A 22,527-nucleotide genomic window follows, 5' to 3' on the forward strand; every position below is an offset into this window, starting at 1 on the left:
GCCCCTTTGGTATCTCTTTTTACAAATCCACAATATCAGTCGCATATTATTGATTATTCACTTACTTTTCTTTTGTTATCGTCTTGCGAAGGTTATCAGGCCACTTGGCACAACCCTCAGCTAAAGGCTGGTGCACAAGCTTCTGGCCCGTAGGTTTTCTATGCTCTGGTATTTTCAACAACCGGCTTGATACTGCCAGTGGTTTCGTTACACGAGTCTTATTCTTCAACTTCGCGGGCCCCTTACTGGAGACGCTATCTGCAAACTCCAGTTGAATATCAACCATTTTTTGTGCTGGTTTACTGGTTCTCACCCTTCTCACCTGATTATTAACTTCATGAGAAAAATTTGAGCGTATCGGTATTTTTTCAGGTATTTCACTTGGATTTTCAGGAGCAACAGTTTCCTTCCAAATATACTGACTACTGTTTGGAGTAATCTGTGGAATCAATGTTGTACTAATCGGTATAGGGTGAGCTTTTTGGGCTTCTGCAGGCAAGCGGGTTTCTCCCGTCATAACTTCAGTTTTTTGCGATACCCCTGTGCCTTCTGCATTATCGCCAAGACTGGAATGCTCAGAAATAAAACTGTCTGTATCAGAAACACGCTCCCTGGGAAGAACAGCCGATAAACCATACTCGTCAGTTATTTGTTCCAACTCCCTTTGCATCTCTTCCTCAGACTTTCCTTCACCGTTTAACAAATCAGAAATAAAGTTATCTTCTGCAATTTCTGCTCTAAGCTTTTTGTCCCATAACCATTTATGCCATGGGTCAACTGCCGTCCAAAATTTATACGTTAACTCTTCAGCTATTTCACAAACTCTTTGTTGTTCTTCTGTACTCATCTCAATATCAGAACTACCTGCAGGATTAGTGTCTCGTGAAGTATTCTGAGCATTAACTGTTGGGAAAGCAGCCTGAAAATGATTTTCACATTTCTCTGATTGTTCCCCACTTCTGTCAGAAAGGCTCTGACGTTCAACAACTACCCGATCAACTTCAGTACCTGAGCCCAAGTATGAGGTCAATGTACCCATGACTGCCTCAGCACATTTGCGACCAAAGGCCATCGCTTTTGAGATCCCATCAAGGGTATGAGACTTAATACTCTCCGGAGCAGCCGGGGATCTTACCCAGTGAATTATTGGCGCTATATCAATACCAAAACCCATAGTACTTATCCCACAATTTGTTTTATGAGTAATTATCCAGATAAAGATTGGGTTAATTTAATATTTTTCCATATAAACATTCGAAAAAATAAAGTAATAAGGCCAGACTATTGCAAGAACCTCTGATGGAATAACGATTACCATCAAAGGTTCAGAGCAATAGTGTAGTTGGAAAGAAAAAGTGGATTCTTAATTTACAAAAACAGGCTAAAAAGTTGACATCAATCTCCCTGAAAACTGAAGCGATCGCCTTCACAATCATCTTTTCTGGTTTCGTAGCGGTGACTCATGCAGCGATACTGGGCAGCCAGAACCGATTCTGATGCATTCCCTGAGCTATAGCATCCCAGAAAGCTAACCACGGTAATCATTATCTGTGCGCTTGTTCGGATTCTTCTTAACATAATGACATCCTTTCATTACATTGAATACGATATCGATAATGCTACGGGAACTTACCTGCACTACCAATAACAATACTGTCAGAATCAGTAACAAAAAAAACCAAAAAAGCAACTATATTTCAATCAATTACAAAAATACCACCTTAGAAAAACACCCACCTGAAATGAACTGTGGATCTGCAATATTGTCAGACCCTGTAACCAGAATGTTATGCAAAAACACAGCCCCTGCCCTTAATATTCCCATCATTAAGGGATCAAGCCGGGAGAAGAAGTATGGAATTAACCATTAATCTCGAAAGCTATCAAAACTACACACTGATGATTCTGGATGGTGATATTAATACCAGTACCATCCAAATCCTGGAGAATGCGTTAGGGAATGCAACAAGAATCAACAACAGTCATATTGTAATTGATTGTTCGCTACTTAAAAGCATCAGCAGTGATGGGTTGAAATTACTCCTTCATTGTCAGGTACAACTGGCAGGTCATTTCTACCTCTCGCTCTATAACGTCCCCAACAGTGTTGCCTCACTTATGGAGTTAAGCGGCATTACGTATTTCATCCAGATGAACACTCAGGAGCAGAATCAACAAAAACAGTCAGCATCAACCTGATCCATAAAAAAGGCGGTATTAAAATCACTACCGCCTTTTTCAGTTTTTATCCTGCGTTTTCTGCAACGTCTTCTTTGCACACTTCAGAAGACTGGTATCGATCTTCCCCGGAACGATGAGGCAGCAGCAAATTCAGAATGACAGCTGTCAGCGCGCAAAGACTGACGCCCTTCAGTGAAAAATCTCCCAGTGAGATCCCCATATTGCCGATACCAAACACCAGCACGATGGATACAATCACCAGGTTTCGCGGCTGTCCCAAGTCAACCCTTGCCTTAATAAGCGTGTTAAGGCCAACGACCGCAATGGAGCCAAACAGCAGCATCATAATACCGCCCATCACTGGCACTGGAATAGTTGACAGGAACCCACCAATTTTTCCAATAAACGCCACACCAATCGCAATCACTGCCGCCCAGGTCATGATCACTGGATTGTAGGCTTTGGTCAGCATCACCGCACCGGTAACTTCTGAATAAGTGGTATTGGGTGGCCCACCCAGCATACCCGCAGCGGTTGTCGCCAGACCATCCCCCAGAAGAGTATTTTTCAGCCCTGGTTTTTCCAGATACTTTTTCCCGGTCACCGAACTGATGGCCAGCATATCACCAATGTGTTCAATAGCTGGTGCAATCGCTACCGGAATCATATAAAGCACCGCATTCCAGTTGAATTCGGGAGTCGTAAAATTCGGAATAGCAAACCAGGGGCGGTCAATCAAAGGCTGAAAGTCCACAACGCCCATGATCACCGCTGACACATACCCTGTGCCAATACCACAGATGATGGGAATCAGTCGCAGAATCCCACCGGCCATGGTAGCCACCAGCAGAGTTGCCAACAGCGAGATCGCGGCAAGGAACAGAGCCTGATCAGCAGAAATCAGCCCTTCAACAGGTGATGTTGCCATCCCAACGGCAGCAGGCGCCAGGCCAAGGCCAATAACCATAATCACCGGCCCAACCACCACAGGTGGAAACAGCCGGTATAGTATGCCTGATCCGCGTAATCTCACCAGCACACTCAATGCGGCATAAAGCACACCGGCTGCCATGATACCGCCCATGGTGGCAGCCAACCCCCAGGATTGGATACTGAACGTAATTGGCGCAATGAAGGCAAAAGACGATGCCAGAAAAACAGGCACCTGCCGACGGGTGATCAGCTGGAAAATCAGAGTACCAATACCTGCGGTAAAGAACGCAACATTGGCGTCCAACCCAGTCAGCAATGGCACTAGAACCAGAGCACCAAAGGCAACAAACAGCATCTGCCCCCCCATCAGCGCCTGCCGCCAGAGCGACATCTCTGACTGGAGGGTTTCCCCCGACTGTGCTGTATGATTCATTTTTGGATATCCTTATTTGTTATTTATTTTGTACCAAAAATCTTGTCGCCGGCATCACCCAGGCCCGGGATGATATAACCGTTTTCATTAAGCCCCTGATCAACAGACGCTGTGAAAATCTTAACGTCAGGATGGGCTGAATGGATCTTATCAATACCTTCCGGCGCAGCCACCAGAACCAGGCAACGGATTTCCTTACAACCCGCCTTCTTCAGCATATCAATAGTCGCCAGCATGGAACCACCAGTGGCCAGCATTGGATCCAAGATCAGGGCAATGCGCTCATCAATATTGCTAACCAGCTTTTCAAAGTAAGGCACTGGCTCCAGCGTTTCTTCATCACGGTAGAGGCCAACCACACTGACCTTGGCATTCGGGATCATATCCAGAACACCATCCATCATACCAATGCCCGCACGCAGGATCGGAACAATAGTAATTTTCTTACCCTTGATCTGCTGAACGGTCACCTGACCATTCCAGCCTTTAATTACCGTATCTTCCAGCTCCAGATCTTTGGTCGCTTCATACGTCAGCAGGCTGCCAACCTCACTGGCCAGGGTTCGGAAACCCTTGGTACTGATATCGTGGGAACGCATCAGTCCCAGCTTGTGTTGTACCAGCGGATGCTTGATTTCCTGTACGCTCATGCATGACCTCAACTGTCTGAATGGAGATGGATGGATAATTAATCAAAAAAATGAATGGCTGAGATAAAACGTTTCTGAGGAAGCACTCATTGAGAAAACGATCATTCAAAAGCTTTCAACTATCGCTTTTGCTGAAAATGGTATAGTTCGCCCCTGAGTAGATTCATCTCTATACCTGCAGGGCTCATGTCCTCTAACAGAGCAAATAAACCACATAAATCAGTGGCTACAGCCTAAACCTTCTTATTGTCCCACAGGATGTCTGACCTGCCCATAGGTTTTTACAACCATAACGACCGTGTAGTTTTCACTTGCCCATTAAGGACAACAGCGGTATTTTTTCCTGCTTTGTTTTTCGTGAAAACTGTTTACAACTCTCCACAGGAGAGTAAAAAATGGTTTTTTAACCAGAAATGGACCGCCGATCGCCAGGATACACAACACCTGCAAATCATGATGTTGACTCACTGGAGTGACCGGCTGCCAATCAAACGATCAGGGTTTGCACAACATGTCTGTTGATCTCGACCATATCCGGCAAGTGATGGATGAAGCCGACTGCCTCTATAACGAGCAGCAGATTGAAGACGCCATCGCCACAATGGGACGCAACATCACCAACAAGCTGGCGGACAGCAACCCGCTGGTATTCTGCGTAATGAATGGTGGTCTGGTGATTACCGGCAAACTGCTGACTCATATGCAGTTTCCCCTGGAGGCCTCCTACGTCCATGCAACTCGTTACCGGGACCAGCTGACCGGTGGCCGCCTGGAGTGGAAAGTTCGTCCTACCCAGAGCATCAAAGACCGTACTGTCCTGATCATCGATGATATTCTGGACGAAGGGCACACCTTGGACGCCATAGTCGACTTCTGCAAGGAAGAAGGCGCCGCCAGCGTTCTTACCGCCGTTCTGGTGGATAAAAAGCATGACCGTAAAGCCCGCCCAGACCTGAAGGCAGACTTCACTGGACTGGAAATCGAAGATCGCTATATCTTTGGTTACGGACTGGACTACCAAGGGTACTGGCGCAATGCCAATGGCATTTATGCACTGAAAGGTCATTAAGAGGCCATTTATCATCCATTAAAAAAGCTTCCGGTGGGAAGCTTTTTTAATGGAATCACTTTAAGCACCCTTTCAAAACAGAGCGTAAAATTTAAAGCTGCCTACCTATTTTTTCCGCAGTCTTTTACCAAGCTGACTTTCCAACCTGGCTCGCTCAGCATCAACTTCTTTAGAATAAGTCTTTTCCTGTTTATTTAGTTCTTTCCCTTTTTGCAGATCTTCAATAGCCTTCATCTTGGTCTCAAGCTGCGCTTTTTTTTCTTTCATCTCACCTGGTATTGATTTCAACCTGGCATTACCAATATCAATTACCTCTTGAGCGTCCTGTAACTCACCCATCTTTTCATCATGCACTTTTTTAATTCCTGGGTCGTCTAAACCAAGCTTACTGAGTGATTTCAGTTTTTTATTCAGTGCTGGCAGAAGATTTTTTTGCTCAGAAACGTATTGCTCTGCTTGTTGCTTCTCATTTTTAAGAGCTCTAATTTCACTCTGCAACTGCTCAACCTCGGAATCCAGCTCAAGGCGCTGTTCAGTCAACGTGCCCTGAAATTGAGATAGTTTGGTATTTCTGTCCTCAGCCTGGCTCAGTGTGTTTTGTTCTTCCATAAAAAGTTCAAGAATTCTATTGCCACTTTCTTTCATTGACTCTTTCAGCTGCTTTTGTTCAGATTTCGCATGTTGAATTTCTGAATCAAGCTGCCTAATTCGGTCAACAAAGCCTGACTCTTTAAACTGTGCCATGACCTCATTCACCTGTTCTCTACGAACCAGCGGATCTGATGATTCAATAACCACAGGATCAACCCCTTCAATAGGAATTGGAACAGTAATTCTAGCTTTGCTCTGAATCACGCCTTCAGGATCTTCACACACCTTACGTGTGTTTTTGTAGACCTTGTTTAGAGTATCAAGCTCTGTTTTCCTCTCAGCCTTTTGGCTCTCAAGGCTTTCAAGTTGGTCAATAGACTCATTATGAACCTCCACCTCTGTCTTTAACTGATCAGATCCAGCCTTTACTGAATCTTCTGGTATTTTCTCCCAGTTTTCATGTTTGACAGCCTTCTTAAAATCACTAAACGCCTTACTAACTGACGCCTCAAAATTCCTATTCCGCTCTGCAGCCTTTGGAAATTTGCTCTCGAATTTAGTTTGAAAATAGTTCTTTACAGACTTCAGCTTATTAAATATGGCTTCCCGAACGGTTACCGTATCCTTCTCTGCAGCTATCTCAGCCTTTCTCTGCTTAAGCGGAATTTTTCTGGGTACGGATACATCAGGTTGCTGGTCTGATAGCTTAAGACCTGGTGTCGGCTGAACATCCTTCATTACCTCTATACTGGTAATCTCACCGTTAACACCAAATTTAACCTCACACTTCATCCCCTTGTCTGCAAGGTCTTGAATCGTCTGCAATTGTTGTAAATTAGCCGAACCAGCTCCAGATGCACTTTCCATATGCGCCCTCAAATATTCCTTTAATCACTCAATTAATTGTAGCTGTACCAGAAGGCTCAATTAAAAAAGCAGTAGCCTGCTTCGAAAAAACAGACAACCGAACATAATGACTCTGTAAAGCATGGGCTACGTCAAAATCATGTCACCTAGAAACCACTTTTCCCAGTAATGCTTTAAGAGAGTAACTGGCTGAACAAAAAACCAGTTATAGCGATCACCCCAACCAGAAAAATAAAGGCATCCAGAGCAGGATTTCTAAATAATTTCAGCGAATTAACCCGATAAAAAGCATACACCGGCATCAGATAAAGAATCGTTGCCAGAACGGGAACCACCAGCATTTCCACCATATTGATAACATCCCAGTTGGCATAACCAGCCCCCCAGCAGGTCATAAGAATAAACAGGATGCAGCCTCTATGCAGAGCGCCATGTGGCAGAGGGCGGTGGATATTATGTCGAACCCACTGCTGGGTTATAAAACCCTGTAACCCTTCCAGAGCCCCCAGGTAAACACCAAAGAAGGAGCTGGCAATGGCCAGAAAAGCAATAACAGGGGCAATGATGGAGAAAATCGTATTATCAGACCGGTAAGCCAGCACAGAAAGTACTGGGACATTTTCTTCACGTGCCTGCAGCAGCTCCTGAGGCGTCAGGCTCAACACACAGGAGAATACAAACAGCAGGATAACTGCCAGTAATAGCAGGGTAGTCCGCTTTAATATCTGACCCGTTTTCTTATGGCAGGTGCCAGCATCACTAAAACGAACCCGATAGGCATGGGCAAACGCAGAACAGGCTGGCGAATGGTTGAATGAAAATATCAATAAAGGTGTGGTGATAAACAGCACCAGAAGCGAGTCCTTAAGATTCACCGGCTGATCAAAAACAGCACCGTTCCATTGTGGAATAAGGTAGATGGAGACGGCTACCAAGGTAAAGACCAGTGGGTAAACCATGATCTTCACCGCCCGGAGCATCCAGGCTTCACCCGTATGCATTGCCAGCACCAACATACTGACCAGCCCTAAACTCAACAAGCCCCTGTCAGGAGGCATTATCTGAAGTTGATACTCCAGGTAACTGATAACCACATTAGTGATACCAATGGCATACAGCAGCAAGATGGGATAAACAGAAAGAAAATAAGCCAGAGTCAGTATGCGCCCTGTCCGCTCGCCAAAATGTTCTCTTACGGTTGTGGTGATATTTCCTTCCTGACTGGAGGAAGATAGGCAGAAACGCACCAGATTACGATGAGCCAACCAGACCATGGGCCCAGCAAGCACTGACATAATAATCAGTGGCCAGATTCCACCGGAACCGGCGGTAATGGGCAGATAAAGAACACCAGCACCTATTGCCGTACCAAACAGGTTCAACATCCAGCCAGTATCCCTGGAAGTCCATCGAACTTCCGCTGCCTGATCTAACTCCTTGTCCTTCATAGGCTTCAGGCTTTCAAGACTGTCTACTGAGCTATCCGACATACATCACCCAAATTGCTGGTAAATCGGTGCTATCCAGGCAGTAATTTCGAAAATTCCTTTTTAACAGCAACAATTATAGATGCAGGGATGAGTTGTATGCGTTTTTCTCTGAAAAACACATTTCTAACAAAGGCTATACAGAAAAAGAGGCTCTCATACCTTCTCTTATTCTTTTTACGCTTAATGTAATCTCAAAAAATCCTATCCAGGTTATATACCTTTGCTTCCAGCGCAGTAAAATATCAACCTGCTTATTGATTTCACCCAGCGCCCCATAAAAAACACTGAACAGTGAATCAGCCATGAAGAAAGATAAACAGAAAGTCATTGGAGAGGAATTAAGTGATGAGCGCTTGAAAGCGTTATTGACACTGCAGCCAGCAGCTGGCAGCAGTCGAGACTATCACATTCTGTTAAGAGCCTACCGCTACCTGCGAGCGGATGATTTTGCCCGCTTTATTCCATTTTATCTGGAAGCAGGCCTGGATCTGAATGCCCAGGACAGTGATGGAAAAGCACTGGCCGAAACCATCACACAACATCATCATGGTGAACCGTACCTTAAAGCCCTCACTGACGCAGTCAGGCATTAAAACACACAGGCTACCCGACTGTTCGCCGGGCAGCCTGATATGTGGTTCAGCCTGTTATCCCTGAACAGGCTTAGCAGCTTCTGAGGAACGAACTGACGTTATCATACCGAGCACGCCCCCCAGAATCCCGGGCAACAGCCAGACCAGACCTTCTTTCTGCAGAGGCAAATACGCAAGCAAAGCGTAGGCTGGCTCAACAAAAGACAGGCCAGCTGCATGCAGTCCTTCTACGATGCTGATAAGACCAACTGGAATAAGAACAAACGTCATTACCCGCTCTGGTTTTGCCAGCAACGACTTCAGCAGTGTCACAACAATCAAAGCGATCGCTACAGGATAGATAATCAGAAGCGCTGGAATGGTCACCTTCAGCAGCGTATTCAATCCAACGTTGGCAATCAGTGCGCTGGACAGGGCACAGATAATTACCCAAGTGCGATAATTCAGCGCAGGAAACACACGGGAGAAATATTCACCACAGGCACTGAGCAAGCCAATAGCAGTGGTCAAACAGGCCAGAATAACCGTAATAGCCAGTACCACCTTACCCCAGGAGCCAAAAACAGCGTTGACAAACAGGCTGATAATCTCTGCACCATTTTGCGGAGCTGCCACCAGTTGATGACTGGTGGAACCAATGTAACCCAACACCAGATAAACCAACGACAAACCAGCAGAAGCAATCAGACCTGCGATAAATGTATAACGTGCAACCTGTCGTGTATCAGTCACACCTTTACTTTGAATGGCATTGATAATTACGACACCAAATACCAGGGCACCCAGGGTGTCCATAGTCTGGTAACCTTCGCGGAAGCCATTAAAGAACCCCTGACTGACCATGGACTCAGTGGCTGCGCCTGCTTCACTCTGGGGAAATAGAAAAGCACCAATTGCGATAATCCCCAGAACAACCACCAGCAGAGGTGTAATCAGCTTACCAACCGTCTCAACCAGCCTGCCCGGAAATAACGCCAGATACAGTGCAACAGCAAAAAATGCTACCGAAAACAGTGCCAGCGAAACCTTGCCAGACTCACCAATAAAGGGGAGCAGACCCAGTTCATAAGAAACTACGGCTGTTCTGGGAGCAGCAAACAAGGGGCCGATGGCAAGAAAGAGAACAACCGCAAAAGACAATGCAATTTTTGGAGGAAAAATGGCTGTCAGTTTTTCCAGGCCACCACCGGCACGGGCACAGGCGATCACCCCCAGCAGCGGCAGGCCTACACCGGTCAGAAGGAATCCCAGCATCGCAATAATCAGCTCAGTGCCGGCCATATGCCCCAGAAATGGAGGAAAGATGATATTTCCTGCTCCCAGAAAGAGAGCAAATGTCATCAGGCCCGTGGCCATGATGTCTGTGGCTTTTAACGTCTGCGGCAAAACCTGTCCCCTGTACCCATTCTTTCTGGAAACCTGCCAGCTGACCATACGAGGCCGGCAAACCCTATAACCAGAAAAAATATATTGTTAGAAGTGAGCTTGGAGAGGCGAAATAAAGGCCTCCTGAGGGTAGCCTTTATTTCACAGATGAGACTTTAGCCGTATCAGTGTTTTCACCTAAAAATTACAAAAAAGCAGGATTTATTGAGATTTAATCGATATTAAAGGAACATTTCCTGAAGTAAGTGCCTAACGTCAATAGCAATCACTATCAACGCTGTACGCAGGATCCTGTCACAACAGTGGGCTTAACAATTGCAGAGTATTCTCCAGCAGTTTCCGTCGAAAAGGTCTTTTTGCCCAACGGTTGATATCCACCTCACCCGCCTGACTCATGTATGACTGGAGCACGTGGAAAATCTGCTGACCAAAACCGTCATCATAGACAATCAACGTCACTTCATAATTCAACCAGACGCTGCGCATATCCAGATTTACGGTACCAAACAGAGCGGTTTCACGGTCTACCAGAACACACTTGGTATGCAGCAACCCTCCTCTAAACTGCTGAATGGTGACTCCAGCCTGAAGCAACTCCTGGTAATAGGAGCGACTGGCATGATGAACCATTTTCGAGTCATTTTTCTCGGGAACCAGTAACTGGACATCAACACCACGCATAGCTGCCGACTTCAATGCTGTCAGCAAAGATTCATCGGGCACAAAATACGGTGTACTGATCAAGAGTTCCTGACGACTCTCATAGATAGCAGTCAATAGAACCTGCTGCAGCATTTCCCGATCCACATCAGGTCCGGATGGCAGAACGTGCACAAACGCACCGTCCCGCCCACGGTGCTCAGCCGAGGGGTACTCATACTGTCGATTAAACGATGGATGCCCCTGCCCGGTTTCCAGTGCTTTATCCCACTGTACGATGGCACCGAGCACATGAGCAGCTACACCATCAATTCTGACCATGGCATCCACCCACTGCCCGACCTGAGCGTCCTGTTTAAACAGGGAAGGATCAACCAGGTTAAAACTGCCAGTCCAGGCTACCTGATCATCAACAACCAGTATTTTCCGATGGTTACGAATGTCGATACGTTCCACCAGCATTCGAAAAGGTCCTGCTGCCATAGATGCAGTAACACTGATTCCTTCCAGGCGAAAACGACGGGCCCATAAACCATTCAAAAATCCCCGGCTGCCGACATTATCCAGCACGACCAGACAATCAACCCCTCGCCTGGAAGCACGGATAACTGCTTCCGCCACTTCTTCTGCTCGGCCGACCGGCTCCCATATGTAGAACTCAATCACGACACTCTGCCTGGCATTTTCTATATCACGCAGCAGGTGTTCGATAATGTTTTCAAAACCTGAGAAAAGCTGGAGATGATTGCCTGGCAGAAGGGGGATGCTCATGCTCTTTTCTGCCAATGAAAAAATGCCATGATGAGTGGTCACCGGACAGCGGGATGGTTCACTGTCTGAGATAATCCGGGACAAGTGCTGATACCATTGTGCATAATCCGGATAGAGTGCACGCATGCGCTTTAAACGACGGATACCCAGACGGGGGGAACCAAATAAAAGATACAGAACAAATCCCGCTACAGGCAGTGCAAAAAGCAGCACAAGCCAGGCCAGGGAAACGCCCACAGGCCTTCGGGTCATGATCACCACAACCGCAAAAGCAACAATGGCGCTTAAATAGGCAGCACCAAACAGCCAGCTATACCAGGTTGTTTCCATGCACTAAGGTTCCAAAATTACGCCAACTGCATTTTCTAACGGTTCAGGCATTCTGGCCAGAAGTACTCAACGACAACATTTCGTTATTATTCCGGCCATGAACCCGGCCTTTAGAGCTGAGCCTGCAAACTTATGTCAACAGAGCCTGGAGCAATACCTTTCTAACCTGCCTCCCGACAGATAACGGAGTTCGAAAACGAAATTGGCATTACCTGAAAGGCCACCCGGTAGCGGAAAACCTTAACAGGGAAAAAGGACAATGGTTTCAGACAAGATGCCTTTCACTGGAGCAAATGTCCATAATCTCCCCAAAGAAGTTTGGCCGTCATAGCCAGAGAAACGCAGACAATCATTGGACGAATCAAAGACTCGCCGCGGCTAAGTACTACATGAGAGCCAAGCCTGGCACCAATAACCTGGCCAAGCATCATCACCAGACCAACTGCCCAGACCACATGCCCACCAATGATAAAAAATAGCAGAGCTGCCAAATTACTGGTGCAATTCAGTACTTTGGTATGAGCGGTAGCACTGGTGATGGAATAACCCAGCAACCCTGCAAACGCCATGGTAAAAAACGAGCCGGTACCTGGACCAAAGAAGCCATCATAAAAACCAATCACCACGGCAACTGTAAATGAAAACACCGGTAGAGATATAAGCTGTCGTGACTGGTCACTGCTCAGTCGAGGTGAAAAAAGAAAGTAGAGAACGATACCAATCAGCAGGAATGGAATGGCCTGATCCAACACCCCGGCATCAATTCTCTGCACCAGCAGCGTCCCCATCATGCTGCCAATAAAGGTCATGACGATTGCCAGGCGTATCTCTCTGAGATTAACCGCACCCTTGGAGATAAAATAAACACTGGCGGACAATGTACCAGCAGCCCCCTGGAGTTTATTGGTTGCCAGTGCCTGAACCGGTGGAAGCCCCGCAGCAAGAAGTGCAGGCATTGAAATCAATCCCCCTCCACCTGCAATAGAGTCAACAAATCCAGCCACCGAGGCCACAGCAAAAAGGAAAACGACAAGATCCAGAGTGATAGTTACGTCCAAGGTCAATCCTTGCTGATCGAGGGTGGGTTCATTGAAGCGTAATAATAGAACGTCCAGAAAAAAATATTCAGGCAAATTTGACGCCAAGCCCAACGGAATCTACTTACTTATGACCAACCCCTTACCTGACGCTCTGGACAGACATGGCAATAACCCGCAGGCATTGCATCAAGTCTCTTGGCCTGATGGCTTTAGGTTCTACATCATCGTTAAGCCTTCTCGCACGGCAAACCATTGAATATCCATGGCAGGCCTTACTGGGCGTCAGTCTGTGCGGTGAGTACGATTATCTTGCCGAAGTAGAAGGAGATATTCCTGACAGACTGGCGGGGACACTATACAGAAATGGCCCGGGCCTGTTTGAACGCGGCGGATATAGAAAGCAGCATATTCTGGATGGTGATGGCATGATTCAGGCCATAGACCTGATGGATGGCAAAGCTCGCTATCGCAACCATTTTGTAAGAACACCTAAATACCTCAGGGAGCAGGCCGCAGGGCGATTTCTTTTTCCAACATGGACAACACTGGCTCCCGGGCTTTGGGAGAATATTCCCGGCAGCCCACCACTCTCCCAGGCTGGCATTACCACCTATCTGATGGATGGCGTTCTGACCGCACATGACGAAGTGAACCAACCATTTGCACTGGACCCCCTGTCCCTGAAAGATTTAGGCGAGCACCGCATTTCACCAACAACGGCACCCACAAACCTGAAAGCCCATGCCAAACGATCCGGAGCAACTGGAAACTGGACATTTATCGGCTGGAATCATGGGCCCGCTCCTTCCGCAGAAGTTATTGTGCGATCCCCGAAAGGGCAAGTCATCGATCATCGGAAAGTATCCATGCCACGGGATTGCTACATCCATGACTTTTTCGCAACCGATCAGTTCACAATAATCTGCCTGCATGCCATCGAATTCAGCCCACTTCCAATGCTCGCCGGGCTTTACAGCTTCACTGACTGCCTGAAATGGAACCCAGCCCTTGGCAACCAGGTCGTTGTTATTCCCAGGGACCCGGCAATGCCCGTAAGACACTTCAGAGCACCTGCACGATTTATGTGGCACAGTTTCAACGCCTGGGAGAAAGGCAGTGAACTCATTGCTGATTTTATTGCCTATGACTCACCAGACCACTTCATAGGCAAAGACCCTCAGATGCGTGCCATTATGCAGGGAAGGCTCACCCAGACTTTCAACTCCGGAATCGCCTACCGCTACATCATTAATATGCAACAATTAACGCTAAGTGAAGAGCCAATCACCGATGGTAACCTTGAGTTCCCGATTATCCATCCTGAACTGGGAGGCCTGCGAAGCCAGTTTGGCTACGCCACCTTTGGCTCACCGGGCAACTTCTTTCACAGCGGGGTTACCCGAATTAATTTGAGTACAGGTGTACAGGACCAATACGATTTCGGCCAACAGGTTCATGTCGGTGAGGCAATATTTGTCCCGGAGGGAATGGCAGAAAACAGGGGCTTTCTACTGTCAATGGCCTTAAATGGCCAGACAGGAAAAAGCTTTCTCGCCATACTGGATGCAGCACATGTGAGTGCAGGCCCAATGGCTCTGATTCATTTGCGTCACCATAGCCCGCTCTCATTCCATGGCACATGGTCAGGTAAAGGATACGCTGAACCGTTCAACATCTCATAACTGACATAGAAAATTTAATGGGTATAACGCTTCAACGTAATGCCAGACAGTGATCGTATACTACCTGCCGGAACCAGCACTGGCCTGGATCCTGATGCTGTAACCGATGCCAGGTCAGCAGATAGTTCAGCTGCATGAAGGTGACACCTGCAGGTAGTTCCAGCAACACCAGATGGTGCCTTTTGGTGAGGGTCTTTGACATTTCACGGGTGCCAATCATCAGCGCCTGATTACTCGCTGCGACTTCCAGGCCAAGCTGGATATCACTGGTTTCCAGAATAATGGTTCTCGACAATCCTTTACGGGCAAGCTCACGATCAAACCGCCCCATTTCGGAAAATTCAGCGATATCCACCATCACATGCGGTACAGAAATCAGCTCTGCCATTGTCAGCGCCTGTCTGCTGGCCAGAGGGTGATCATGACCGACCATACCGACCGGTGTTGCCGGGCAAAGTATTCGCTGGTACAGGTCGGGTCGATCCTGGGCAACAAAGTTGATCGCCAGATCGAGACGGCCAGAAGCCATGTCCCGGATACTGTCGTTATTCCAGGAATGCAGTCTTAATCGGACATCCGGTGCTACTCGTCCAAGCCAGGACAGAAGCCCGGGTATTAATTGAATAGCGATGTGATCCATGGCGCTGAGGGTAAATTGACGCTTGCACAGTGCAGGCTCAAAGTTACCCGGTCGCACCAGCAATGAGAGCTGCTTAAGCAGAACTGCAAGCTCACTTTGTAAGGCCAGCGCCCGGGCAGTGGGCTGAAGTCCGTGAGGGCGTCGAATAAAGAGCTCATCTTGAAAGTGCTCGCGCAAACGCTGAAGGGAGCGACTGATGGCTGACTGACTCAGATTGAGGTGTCGGGCAGCACGACTCACACTGCACTCTTCAAGCAGGACATGCAGGTGAACCAGCAGGTTCAGGTCATAGCGCCTTAGCTCATCGATATCCATAGAGCGGCCGGTTCGACAAAGGGAGCGACAGTATAAGCAAAACGGACATCATTTGAGATATGCATAAAACGCAAATCTGGTAGCCAGATAAATCAATAGGAAGAAAACCTTTGTCTGGGTAAAGTGCCTGCACTTTCAAGTATCCTGCCATCGGCGACAAAACTCGGCAGGAGCAGACATACATCTAAAAGACCATTCCTATATGTCACGCAGAACACATTTTAGCCGTACATCATTTTCAACAGCAGTACTGGCAGCACTCCCCATGCTCGCCAATGCTGCCGGTTTCCAGGTCAATGAGCACAGTGCTGCAGGTCTGGGCCGCGCATTTGCAGGTGAAGCGGCGATAGCTGACGACGCATCCGTCATTGCAAGAAATGCAGCAGGCATGTCCCTGCTGAACAAGCAGGTTTTTACGACAGCGATCAGTTATATCAAGCCAGAAGTAGATGTGAAGCGGGATGGCTACGAAATAGCAGAGAATGTAGCTGATGAGGCAGTAGTTCCGACATTTTACTACGTACGCCCGATAGATGAGCGCTGGACAGTTGGCATTGGAGGCTTCAGCAATTTCGGTCTGGCAACCCATTACGGCAGCGCCTCCGGTATCACTCCAGCAGCGGATAAGACCGAGCTGATGACCTACAATCTGAATCCATCCGTTGCTTACCAGGTTAGAGATGACCTGAGTATTGGTTTTGGTGTGAACATTGTTTATGCCGATGCAACACTGACCTCAACACTGACCACACCCCATAGCCCAATGACGTTGTCAAAACTGACCGGCGATGACCTGGGCTATGGCTGGAATGCCGGCATTATCTGGCAGGCTACTGAAGCCACCCGGATGGGATTGAGTTATCGCTCTGAAGTCAAAATGACACTGGAAGGAAAAGTCTCATCCGATATCAACCCAAACTGGAATACCGGAGGCTCTGTTGATCTGACACTGCCCTCTATCGCAGAACTGTCCGTTCACCATCAGTTCAATGACCAGCTGGCGATCCACGCCAGTGCATTACACACCGGCTGGTCCAGTTTTGATAAGCTGGCAACCGATCTGGACAATGGTCAGGCTTTTCCCACCATTCAGGAACAGTGGACAGAAAGCTGGCGCTACGCTGTGGGTATGACTTACCAGCACAACGACCAATGGATCTGGCGAACCGGTATTGCCAGAGATAACAGCCCGGTTCGAAATGAGTACCGCACCTTCCGGATTCCCGATGCAGACCGTATCTGGATCAGTGTAGGCGGAAGCTACAAGGTAGATAGAGCACAGAGTATTGACTTCGGTTACGCCTATCTGAAAAGCCAGAAAGTCGACATCAATGAACACAGCCCAGTGGGCATGATGCACGCCGAAGTACCTGCTGCAGACGTTCATATTCTGAGCCTGCAGTACAACTATCGCTTCTGATCCGTATACCTGGCAACGCCCAGAATAAAGAAGTATTCATATCAAAAAGCAAAAACCGCTGATCATCTCCCCAGATAATCAGCGGTCTGTAATCTTGTTTGAGCTCATAACACCTAGCCTGTTAATACGCTCTCTGCTCTCTATCATCGAACCTTGTGAGTTACTCTGACCTGCATTCCTGGTTGGGAATACTTATTTCATCATAGGCTTTTGGCCGGGATGACTGGATGTCACTTTTGGCGACACTCTTTAGTACGGGATAAGTATAGAAAAAACAGCTTGGCAAAAGATTGCGAATTAATGGATAAAACCCTGAAATAACGCAATAATCTGCCAACAACTCATCTATTATTAAAAGAAAATATCATGAAGCTCGATCGCTACGATATCCGGATACTTCAGGAGCTGCAGAAAAACGCCCACATCAGTAATCAGGATCTGGCTGACCTGATCGGGCTGACGCCTTCCCCATGCTTACGTAGGGTCAGGCAACTGGAGGAGTCAGGGTTAATAAAAGACAGAGTAACACTGCTAAACCCGGAAAAACTGGGACTAAACCTTACCGTACTGATTCATATCAGCATGGATAGACACACGCCAGAGCGATTTGAGCACTTTGAAGAAACCATCAACAGTTATGACGAAGTAATTGAATGCCTGCTGATTACCGGACAATCAGCAGACTATATGGTCAAGGTGATGGTGCCTGATATGAATTACTATCAGGATTTCCTGCTTAACAAGGTGACACGAATTCCGGGCGTGACCGGCGTACATTCCAGCTTTGTTCTCCGGCAACCCATTCGAAAGACAGCTTTACCGCTGAACCATCTCAGGCCTTAATGGATCTAAGAATAAAAAAAATTACGCTCTAAGTATCTGATCATATGAAATCGAATATTTCTGGCTTAGTGGCTAGGGGGCGTTACCAACTGGACATACAACCAGCCACCCATTATTTGCGCCAGATAAGGCGCGAGCTGCGTAGTGTGGTTACTCCACATGAGCAGTGAGCAACGCTGTATGGTGCAAATAATGGGTGGCCATTCAACCAGTTGGTAACGCCCCCTAGTTACTATGCAAAGCTCAGCGGAGTGAGCATAGCCGTAGCTATGTGATCGTAGCGGTAACGCTGCACAACTGCATGGATGCAGGAGTTAGAGCAACGCATGGAGCAGTTACCGGGAGTGGCTGACCACTGAATCAAAAAATATGATTTCATATGACTGGGTACTTATATATCAATGCCTGCTACTTGCGAGCGGGCATTGTCACCCAGCTTTTCAATGATCTGATCACGTATTTGGTTAAAAACATCATAATCCAGCTTTATCGTTTCACTGTGACTCTTTATCCAGGACTCGCCCTCCTTTACTCGAAGAAACAGAATGGTAGAGCTGATGTCTCTGAAGCCCACCACAAGATACCCCAGATTCATACTGACCAACCCATGCTCATCATGAGTCACAAAAGATGATTGAAAATTTGCACGGTTGGCACCAATGGCAGAATGATTAAACAGTGAAATAAACGGCCCCTCTTTCTCCAGTTTTTTCAATGCAGCCACAGCAGCATTCACCATTGCCTGTTCAGAAGGGTCTTTCAGCGCTGCCTTCAATATATCGAAAATGACCTCACTGACGCTTAGATCAGTGGAAGCAGAAGACAGCGAACTTTCTTCAAAATCACTGATATCCCAGCCCTGTAGACTCATAACATCTGTGTACCTTTCATACCACTGGGTCAGCTGGGTATTTTTGTCGTAGTCATGGCTGGCAGCTAACTGTGCAAACAGTGTGGAGTTAATAACATCTTCCGTCGCCTGCTGACCTACATGCTGAGAGACTGCAACAAAGCTGCCACTGTCTACAAACAACCGCTTACTGTAATCAGGTGCCTGCATCATAAACAGCTCTTCAGCATAGAGCGAAGGCCTTTCAGCAAGCCTGACTTTTTGCAGAGCCTCAACCCTCTCCGACAGTGTTCGCTCTTTTTGTAACGTTAAAGGCCCCTTACCATGATGACCAGCAAAAGCACTCGCGACCAGGAAAGGGCATAGAAAAGCCAGGGCCCGGAAAACCTTCTTTTGGGATATCAATGTCCGCATCAGACGACTCCAACTGAATAGACAAAACTATATGCACAGCTATCAGTGTATTTAGGGATTAAAAAAATCGCCTTTTAATATCTCAAATAAATTTAAAAAGGTGGTTTTCTATACAGAGTTTATTAACCCAAAACACAGTTTTTCCATTAGCTATCCTTGGTACTCCACTGATACACTAACAGCGCGTCCTGACACCACTTAATAAAAATAACAACTTGTCGTATACAGGCTTCAGGCTATGACGAAAGAAAACCAAAACCGCCGCATCAGCAAAGGGTGGCAACTCACCGCCTCAATCACTTCCATATTCATCATTATCGCGCTGGGATTCACCCTGATCTTTGCCCCCGCCGCTATTGAAAAAGGCACCAACCAAATTAACGCCCACCCCCCTTATCCCATTTCTCAGGAAGCCTCCAGGCTCCATCAGCAGCTGACCGTTGCAGACCTTCATGCAGATAGCCTGCTATGGAATCGAGACCTGAGTCAGCAAGAAAACTATGGACATGTGGACCTCCCAAGGCTCCAGCAAGGCAATGTGGCCATACAGACATTTGCAGTCCCGACCAAATCCCCAAGAGGGCAGAATTACAGTCGAAATGAAAGTGATGCACCCGACGGCATCACCATGCTGGCAATGATTCAAGCCTGGCCACCGGCCACCTGGAACAGTCTTTATCAAAGGGCTCTTTACCAGTCTGGAAAGCTGCATAAACTCGAACAGAGCAACCCTGAAGACCTGAAAATTATTCGCAATCAGTCGGATCTGGGAATGGTTCTTACTGCTCGCCAACAAGGCAGCCAACAAGTTGCAGCACTGCTGGCACTGGAAGGAGCCCACGCCTTTGAAGGCAACCTTGATAACCTGGAAGGCCTTTACGAAGCTGGATACCGCATGATTGGTCTTCACCACTTCTTTGACAACCGACTGGGCGGCTCTCTGCACGGCGTCAGCGGCTCCCGTCTTAGCCTCTTTGGCCGCCGGGCTCTGGCCAGAATGGAAGCGTTAAATATGATCGTCGACCTGGCCCACTCTTCAGAATCCGTGGTTGATGAAGTTCTGAAGCTGGCAAAACGTCCTGTGGTGATCTCTCACACCGGTATTCTCGGTACCTGCGACTCCCCCAGAAACATTTCAGATAACTTGATCCAGCGTATCGCCGAGAAAGGCGGATTAATTGGTATTGGATTCTGGGACGCCATCTGCGACACCTCTCCAGAAGGGATTGTTAATACTCTGCGTTATGCGATTGATCTGGTGGGAGAGGATCATATTGCCCTGGGCTCAGATTTTGATGGAGGAACAAAGGTCAGCCTGGATGCGTCTGAGCTGGCTGTTTTGACAGAATTGATGATAAGAAAAGGCTTCTCTGAAACAGAAATCAGAAAAGTTATGGGTGAGAACGTTCAGAAGTTTCTGATGAAACACCTTCCAGAAGAAAAAACAGAGGCATAAAAAAACCTTCCTGAGCAATCAGGAAGGTTCTATATGGCTGGGGTGGAGGGATTCGAACCCCCGCATGTCAGGATCAAAACCTGATGCCTTACCGCTTGGCGACACCCCAATTATTTATGCAGGATGCATATCCGAATAAGTGGTAGCTAGGGGCAGATTCGAACTGCCGACCCCAGCATTATGAGTGCTGCGCTCTAACCAACTGAGCTACCTAGCCACTAAATCGGTCGCTATTGTCGTGATTCCGAACGTTCATGTCAAGAAACATGCCAGCCTTTGTTACATCGACTTCACAACAACAGGATAAATGGCTGGGGTGGAGGGATTCGAACCCCCGCATGTCAGGATCAAAACCTGATGCCTTACCGCTTGGCGACACCCCAGCAAAGAAGCGAACAGTTAACTCTTCGCTCACAAAGGACTTCCGATGCTACTATACGAAAACTCGTTTTAGCAACCACCATGTATCTTGTTGAAAAGATTAGATGGTAGCTAGGGGCAGATTCGAACTGCCGACCCCAGCATTATGAGTGCTGTGCTCTAACCAACTGAGCTACCTAGCCGCCGAAAGATGGTGCGCACTTTAGTGATTTCACCCGAACCTGTCAAGCAAAAAGCATATAAGCAGAGCAGATTCATAATACGACGACCGGCAAATACGCGATTCGGTAGCACAACGAAAAAAGGCACGCTTTCGCATGCCTTCTTTATAGCAGTTTTTCAGCAAGTTTCAGACATTAAACAGGAAGTGCATAACATCACCGTCCTGAACAATATATGCCTTGCCTTCTACGCGCAGCCGGCCTGCTTCTTTGGCACCCTGCTCACCATTGTATTTGATGAAATCATCATAGCTGGTGACTTCCGCACGAATAAAACCACGCTCAAAATCAGTGTGAATCACACCGGCGGCCTGAGGCGCAGTTGCACCTACCTTCACTGTCCATGCTCTGACCTCTTTCACCCCTGCAGTAAAGTAGGTTTGCAGACCAAGCAGTTCATAACCGGCTCGGATTACACGATCCAGACCAGGCTCTTCCATCCCCAGATCGGTCAGGAACTCCGCACGCTCTTCATCATCCAGTTCAGCGATTTCTGATTCCAGCTTGTTGCAGATCGGCACCACCACCGCCCCTTCCTGGGCAGCAATTTCCCGAACGGTATCCAAGTATTCGTTATCCTCAAAACCATCCTCATCCACATTGGCAATATAAATGGTGGGCTTGATAGTCAGCAGGTGGAATAAACGAACCAACTTCCGCTCATCATCACTCATTTCAAGAGAGCGAACTGGGCTACCCGCCTCAAGGTGAGGAATGACTTTTTCCAGCAGCCCCTTCTGGGCTACTGAATCCTTATCACCACCCTTGGCAGAACGGGCAACACGCTGCAGTTGCTTTTCACAGCTTTCAAGATCCGCCAGCACCAGTTCCATATTGATGATTTCAATATCAGCACGGGGGTCAATCTTGTTGGCCACATGAATGACGTTGTCATTAGCAAAGCAGCGAACCACATGGGCAATCGCATCCGTTTCACGGATATTCGCCAGAAATTTGTTACCCAGGCCTTCTCCTTTGGAAGCCCCCTCAACAAGGCCCGCGATGTCCACGAACTCCATGGTGGTCGGCAACACTCGCTGAGGTTTAACGATTGCCGCCAGCTTATCCAGACGGGGATCTGGCATGGCAACAACACCGGCATTGGGCTCAATGGTACAGAATGGGAAGTTTTCTGCATCAATACCCGCCTTGGTTAAGGCATTAAATAGCGTTGATTTACCAACGTTTGGCAATCCAACGATGCCACATTTGAAACCCATAGCGCTTCTGCTCGCTCCTGAAGATACCTAATGGGGGCGAATTATAAAGACTGGGGGAAAAAATTTCAGAACTTTTAGTACCTGCAGATAA

At 47.5% G+C, this 22,527-nt stretch carries 19 protein-coding genes and 4 tRNA genes; 7 read left to right on the forward strand and 16 right to left on the reverse strand.

Annotation, left to right across the window (positions count from 1 at the left end; all coding sequences use genetic code 11):
- Positions 1–61 precede the first annotated feature (61 nt).
- Complete coding sequence (locus AK963_RS00170) at positions 62–1,174, reverse strand: hypothetical protein (RefSeq protein WP_066013019.1); 1,113 nt, start codon at positions 1,172–1,174, stop codon at positions 62–64.
- A gap of 221 nt (positions 1,175–1,395) precedes the next feature.
- Positions 1,396–1,578 carry a hypothetical protein gene (locus tag AK963_RS31730; protein ID WP_139117174.1) on the reverse strand — a complete coding sequence of 61 codons (183 nt, stop codon included), beginning with the start codon at positions 1,576–1,578 and terminating at the stop codon, positions 1,396–1,398.
- 276 nt (positions 1,579–1,854) lie between these two features.
- Here AK963_RS31730 and AK963_RS00180 point away from each other — a divergent pair, with 276 nt between their 5' ends.
- The gene (locus AK963_RS00180) at positions 1,855–2,199 is read left to right on the forward strand and encodes an STAS domain-containing protein (RefSeq protein WP_066013022.1); all 345 of its coding nucleotides are present in this window, start codon (positions 1,855–1,857) and stop codon (positions 2,197–2,199) included.
- A 46-nt stretch (positions 2,200–2,245) separates the two neighbouring features.
- Here AK963_RS00180 and AK963_RS00185 read toward each other — a convergent pair whose 3' ends face one another.
- Both AK963_RS00185 and upp read right to left on the reverse strand, forming a co-directional pair.
- A complete protein-coding gene (locus AK963_RS00185; protein ID WP_083232351.1) occupies positions 2,246–3,547 on the reverse strand; it encodes a uracil-xanthine permease family protein in 1,302 nt (433 codons plus the stop codon).
- A gap of 23 nt (positions 3,548–3,570) precedes the next feature.
- The gene (gene upp / locus AK963_RS00190; protein ID WP_066013028.1) at positions 3,571–4,197 is read right to left on the reverse strand and encodes a uracil phosphoribosyltransferase; all 627 of its coding nucleotides are present in this window, start codon (positions 4,195–4,197) and stop codon (positions 3,571–3,573) included.
- A 511-nt stretch (positions 4,198–4,708) separates the two neighbouring features.
- Between upp and AK963_RS00195 the strand changes: the two genes are divergently transcribed.
- Positions 4,709–5,266 carry a hypoxanthine-guanine phosphoribosyltransferase gene (locus AK963_RS00195; protein WP_066013030.1) on the forward strand — a complete coding sequence of 186 codons (558 nt, stop codon included), beginning with the start codon at positions 4,709–4,711 and terminating at the stop codon, positions 5,264–5,266.
- Between the two features lie 105 nt (positions 5,267–5,371).
- Here AK963_RS00195 and AK963_RS00200 read toward each other — a convergent pair whose 3' ends face one another.
- Both AK963_RS00200 and AK963_RS00205 read right to left on the reverse strand, forming a co-directional pair.
- The gene (locus AK963_RS00200; RefSeq protein WP_066013034.1) at positions 5,372–6,724 is read right to left on the reverse strand and encodes a hypothetical protein; all 1,353 of its coding nucleotides are present in this window, start codon (positions 6,722–6,724) and stop codon (positions 5,372–5,374) included.
- 173 nt (positions 6,725–6,897) lie between these two features.
- Positions 6,898–8,214, reverse strand: coding sequence for an amino acid permease (locus AK963_RS00205; RefSeq protein WP_066013037.1), 1,317 nt, complete (start codon positions 8,212–8,214; stop codon positions 6,898–6,900).
- 302 nt (positions 8,215–8,516) lie between these two features.
- Here AK963_RS00205 and AK963_RS00210 point away from each other — a divergent pair, with 302 nt between their 5' ends.
- Positions 8,517–8,807, forward strand: a complete 291-nt coding sequence (locus AK963_RS00210; protein WP_066013039.1) for a PA4642 family protein — start codon at positions 8,517–8,519, stop codon at positions 8,805–8,807.
- Positions 8,808–8,861: 54 nt separating this feature from the next.
- On the opposite strand, the gene brnQ is transcribed toward AK963_RS00210, so the two are convergent.
- The 3 genes from brnQ to AK963_RS00225 all read right to left on the reverse strand — a co-directional run bounded on the left by brnQ (position 8,862) and on the right by AK963_RS00225 (position 13,012).
- Positions 8,862–10,193: a branched-chain amino acid transport system II carrier protein gene (gene brnQ, locus AK963_RS00215; protein ID WP_083232361.1), complete on the reverse strand. Its 1,332-nt coding sequence runs from the start codon at positions 10,191–10,193 to the stop codon at positions 8,862–8,864.
- A gap of 294 nt (positions 10,194–10,487) precedes the next feature.
- Positions 10,488–11,954 carry a cardiolipin synthase gene (gene cls / locus AK963_RS00220; protein WP_066013044.1) on the reverse strand — a complete coding sequence of 489 codons (1,467 nt, stop codon included), beginning with the start codon at positions 11,952–11,954 and terminating at the stop codon, positions 10,488–10,490.
- 281 nt (positions 11,955–12,235) lie between these two features.
- Positions 12,236–13,012, reverse strand: coding sequence for a TSUP family transporter (locus tag AK963_RS00225; protein WP_066013148.1), 777 nt, complete (start codon positions 13,010–13,012; stop codon positions 12,236–12,238).
- A 143-nt stretch (positions 13,013–13,155) separates the two neighbouring features.
- Between AK963_RS00225 and AK963_RS00230 the strand changes: the two genes are divergently transcribed.
- A complete protein-coding gene (locus AK963_RS00230; RefSeq protein ID WP_066013045.1) occupies positions 13,156–14,676 on the forward strand; it encodes a carotenoid oxygenase family protein in 1,521 nt (506 codons plus the stop codon).
- A 31-nt stretch (positions 14,677–14,707) separates the two neighbouring features.
- Here the strand turns inward: AK963_RS00230 and AK963_RS00235 are convergent, their stop codons facing one another.
- On the reverse strand, positions 14,708–15,631 hold the full coding sequence (locus AK963_RS00235) for a LysR family transcriptional regulator (protein WP_066013047.1): 924 nt from the start codon (positions 15,629–15,631) through the stop codon (positions 14,708–14,710).
- Between the two features lie 202 nt (positions 15,632–15,833).
- Between AK963_RS00235 and AK963_RS00240 the strand changes: the two genes are divergently transcribed.
- Both AK963_RS00240 and AK963_RS00245 read left to right on the forward strand, forming a co-directional pair.
- On the forward strand, positions 15,834–17,051 hold the full coding sequence (locus AK963_RS00240; protein WP_066013049.1) for an OmpP1/FadL family transporter: 1,218 nt from the start codon (positions 15,834–15,836) through the stop codon (positions 17,049–17,051).
- A 366-nt stretch (positions 17,052–17,417) separates the two neighbouring features.
- Entirely contained in the window at positions 17,418–17,894 is a 477-nt protein-coding gene (locus tag AK963_RS00245) for an Lrp/AsnC family transcriptional regulator (protein WP_066013051.1), read from the forward strand.
- A gap of 391 nt (positions 17,895–18,285) precedes the next feature.
- Here the strand turns inward: AK963_RS00245 and AK963_RS00250 are convergent, their stop codons facing one another.
- On the reverse strand, positions 18,286–19,158 hold the full coding sequence (locus tag AK963_RS00250; protein ID WP_066013053.1) for a hypothetical protein: 873 nt from the start codon (positions 19,156–19,158) through the stop codon (positions 18,286–18,288).
- Between the two features lie 238 nt (positions 19,159–19,396).
- On the opposite strand from AK963_RS00250, the gene AK963_RS00255 reads away from it, so the two are divergent.
- Entirely contained in the window at positions 19,397–20,614 is a 1,218-nt protein-coding gene (locus tag AK963_RS00255; RefSeq protein ID WP_066013054.1) for a dipeptidase, read from the forward strand.
- 34 nt (positions 20,615–20,648) lie between these two features.
- On the opposite strand, the gene AK963_RS00260 is transcribed toward AK963_RS00255, so the two are convergent.
- The 5 genes from AK963_RS00260 to ychF form a co-directional block, all read right to left on the reverse strand.
- Positions 20,649–20,723 (reverse strand) — tRNA-Gln (locus tag AK963_RS00260).
- A 31-nt stretch (positions 20,724–20,754) separates the two neighbouring features.
- Positions 20,755–20,831, reverse strand: a tRNA-Met gene (locus AK963_RS00265).
- 91 nt (positions 20,832–20,922) lie between these two features.
- Positions 20,923–20,997, reverse strand: a tRNA-Gln gene (locus AK963_RS00270).
- A gap of 103 nt (positions 20,998–21,100) precedes the next feature.
- A tRNA-Met gene (locus AK963_RS00275) sits at positions 21,101–21,177 on the reverse strand.
- A gap of 167 nt (positions 21,178–21,344) precedes the next feature.
- Positions 21,345–22,436, reverse strand: coding sequence for a redox-regulated ATPase YchF (gene ychF / locus AK963_RS00280; RefSeq protein ID WP_066013055.1), 1,092 nt, complete (start codon positions 22,434–22,436; stop codon positions 21,345–21,347).
- Positions 22,437–22,527: the final 91 nt, after the last annotated feature.

Origin of the sequence: Endozoicomonas atrinae (genome assembly GCF_001647025.1) — a bacterium.
Classification (GTDB): Bacteria; Pseudomonadota; Gammaproteobacteria; order Pseudomonadales; family Endozoicomonadaceae; genus Endozoicomonas; species Endozoicomonas atrinae.

Excerpts from the sequence above, each read along its gene's own strand:
- AK963_RS00170 (WP_066013019.1), bottom strand. The coding sequence starts at position 1,174 with ATGGGTTTTGGTATTGATATAGCGCCAATAATTCACTGGGTAAGATCC.
- AK963_RS31730 (WP_139117174.1), bottom strand. The coding sequence starts at position 1,578 with ATGTTAAGAAGAATCCGAACAAGCGCACAGATAATGATTACCGTGGTT.
- AK963_RS00180 (WP_066013022.1), top strand. The coding sequence starts at position 1,855 with ATGGAATTAACCATTAATCTCGAAAGCTATCAAAACTACACACTGATG.
- AK963_RS00185 (WP_083232351.1), bottom strand. The coding sequence starts at position 3,547 with ATGAATCATACAGCACAGTCGGGGGAAACCCTCCAGTCAGAGATGTCG.
- upp (WP_066013028.1), bottom strand. The coding sequence starts at position 4,197 with ATGAGCGTACAGGAAATCAAGCATCCGCTGGTACAACACAAGCTGGGA.
- AK963_RS00195 (WP_066013030.1), top strand. The coding sequence starts at position 4,709 with ATGTCTGTTGATCTCGACCATATCCGGCAAGTGATGGATGAAGCCGAC.
- AK963_RS00200 (WP_066013034.1), bottom strand. The coding sequence starts at position 6,724 with ATGGAAAGTGCATCTGGAGCTGGTTCGGCTAATTTACAACAATTGCAG.
- AK963_RS00205 (WP_066013037.1), bottom strand. The coding sequence starts at position 8,214 with ATGTCGGATAGCTCAGTAGACAGTCTTGAAAGCCTGAAGCCTATGAAG.
- AK963_RS00210 (WP_066013039.1), top strand. The coding sequence starts at position 8,517 with ATGAAGAAAGATAAACAGAAAGTCATTGGAGAGGAATTAAGTGATGAG.
- cls (WP_066013044.1), bottom strand. The coding sequence starts at position 11,954 with ATGGAAACAACCTGGTATAGCTGGCTGTTTGGTGCTGCCTATTTAAGC.
- AK963_RS00230 (WP_066013045.1), top strand. The coding sequence starts at position 13,156 with ATGGCAATAACCCGCAGGCATTGCATCAAGTCTCTTGGCCTGATGGCT.
- AK963_RS00235 (WP_066013047.1), bottom strand. The coding sequence starts at position 15,631 with ATGGATATCGATGAGCTAAGGCGCTATGACCTGAACCTGCTGGTTCAC.
- AK963_RS00240 (WP_066013049.1), top strand. The coding sequence starts at position 15,834 with ATGTCACGCAGAACACATTTTAGCCGTACATCATTTTCAACAGCAGTA.
- AK963_RS00245 (WP_066013051.1), top strand. The coding sequence starts at position 17,418 with ATGAAGCTCGATCGCTACGATATCCGGATACTTCAGGAGCTGCAGAAA.
- AK963_RS00250 (WP_066013053.1), bottom strand. The coding sequence starts at position 19,158 with ATGCGGACATTGATATCCCAAAAGAAGGTTTTCCGGGCCCTGGCTTTT.
- AK963_RS00255 (WP_066013054.1), top strand. The coding sequence starts at position 19,397 with ATGACGAAAGAAAACCAAAACCGCCGCATCAGCAAAGGGTGGCAACTC.
- ychF (WP_066013055.1), bottom strand. The coding sequence starts at position 22,436 with ATGGGTTTCAAATGTGGCATCGTTGGATTGCCAAACGTTGGTAAATCA.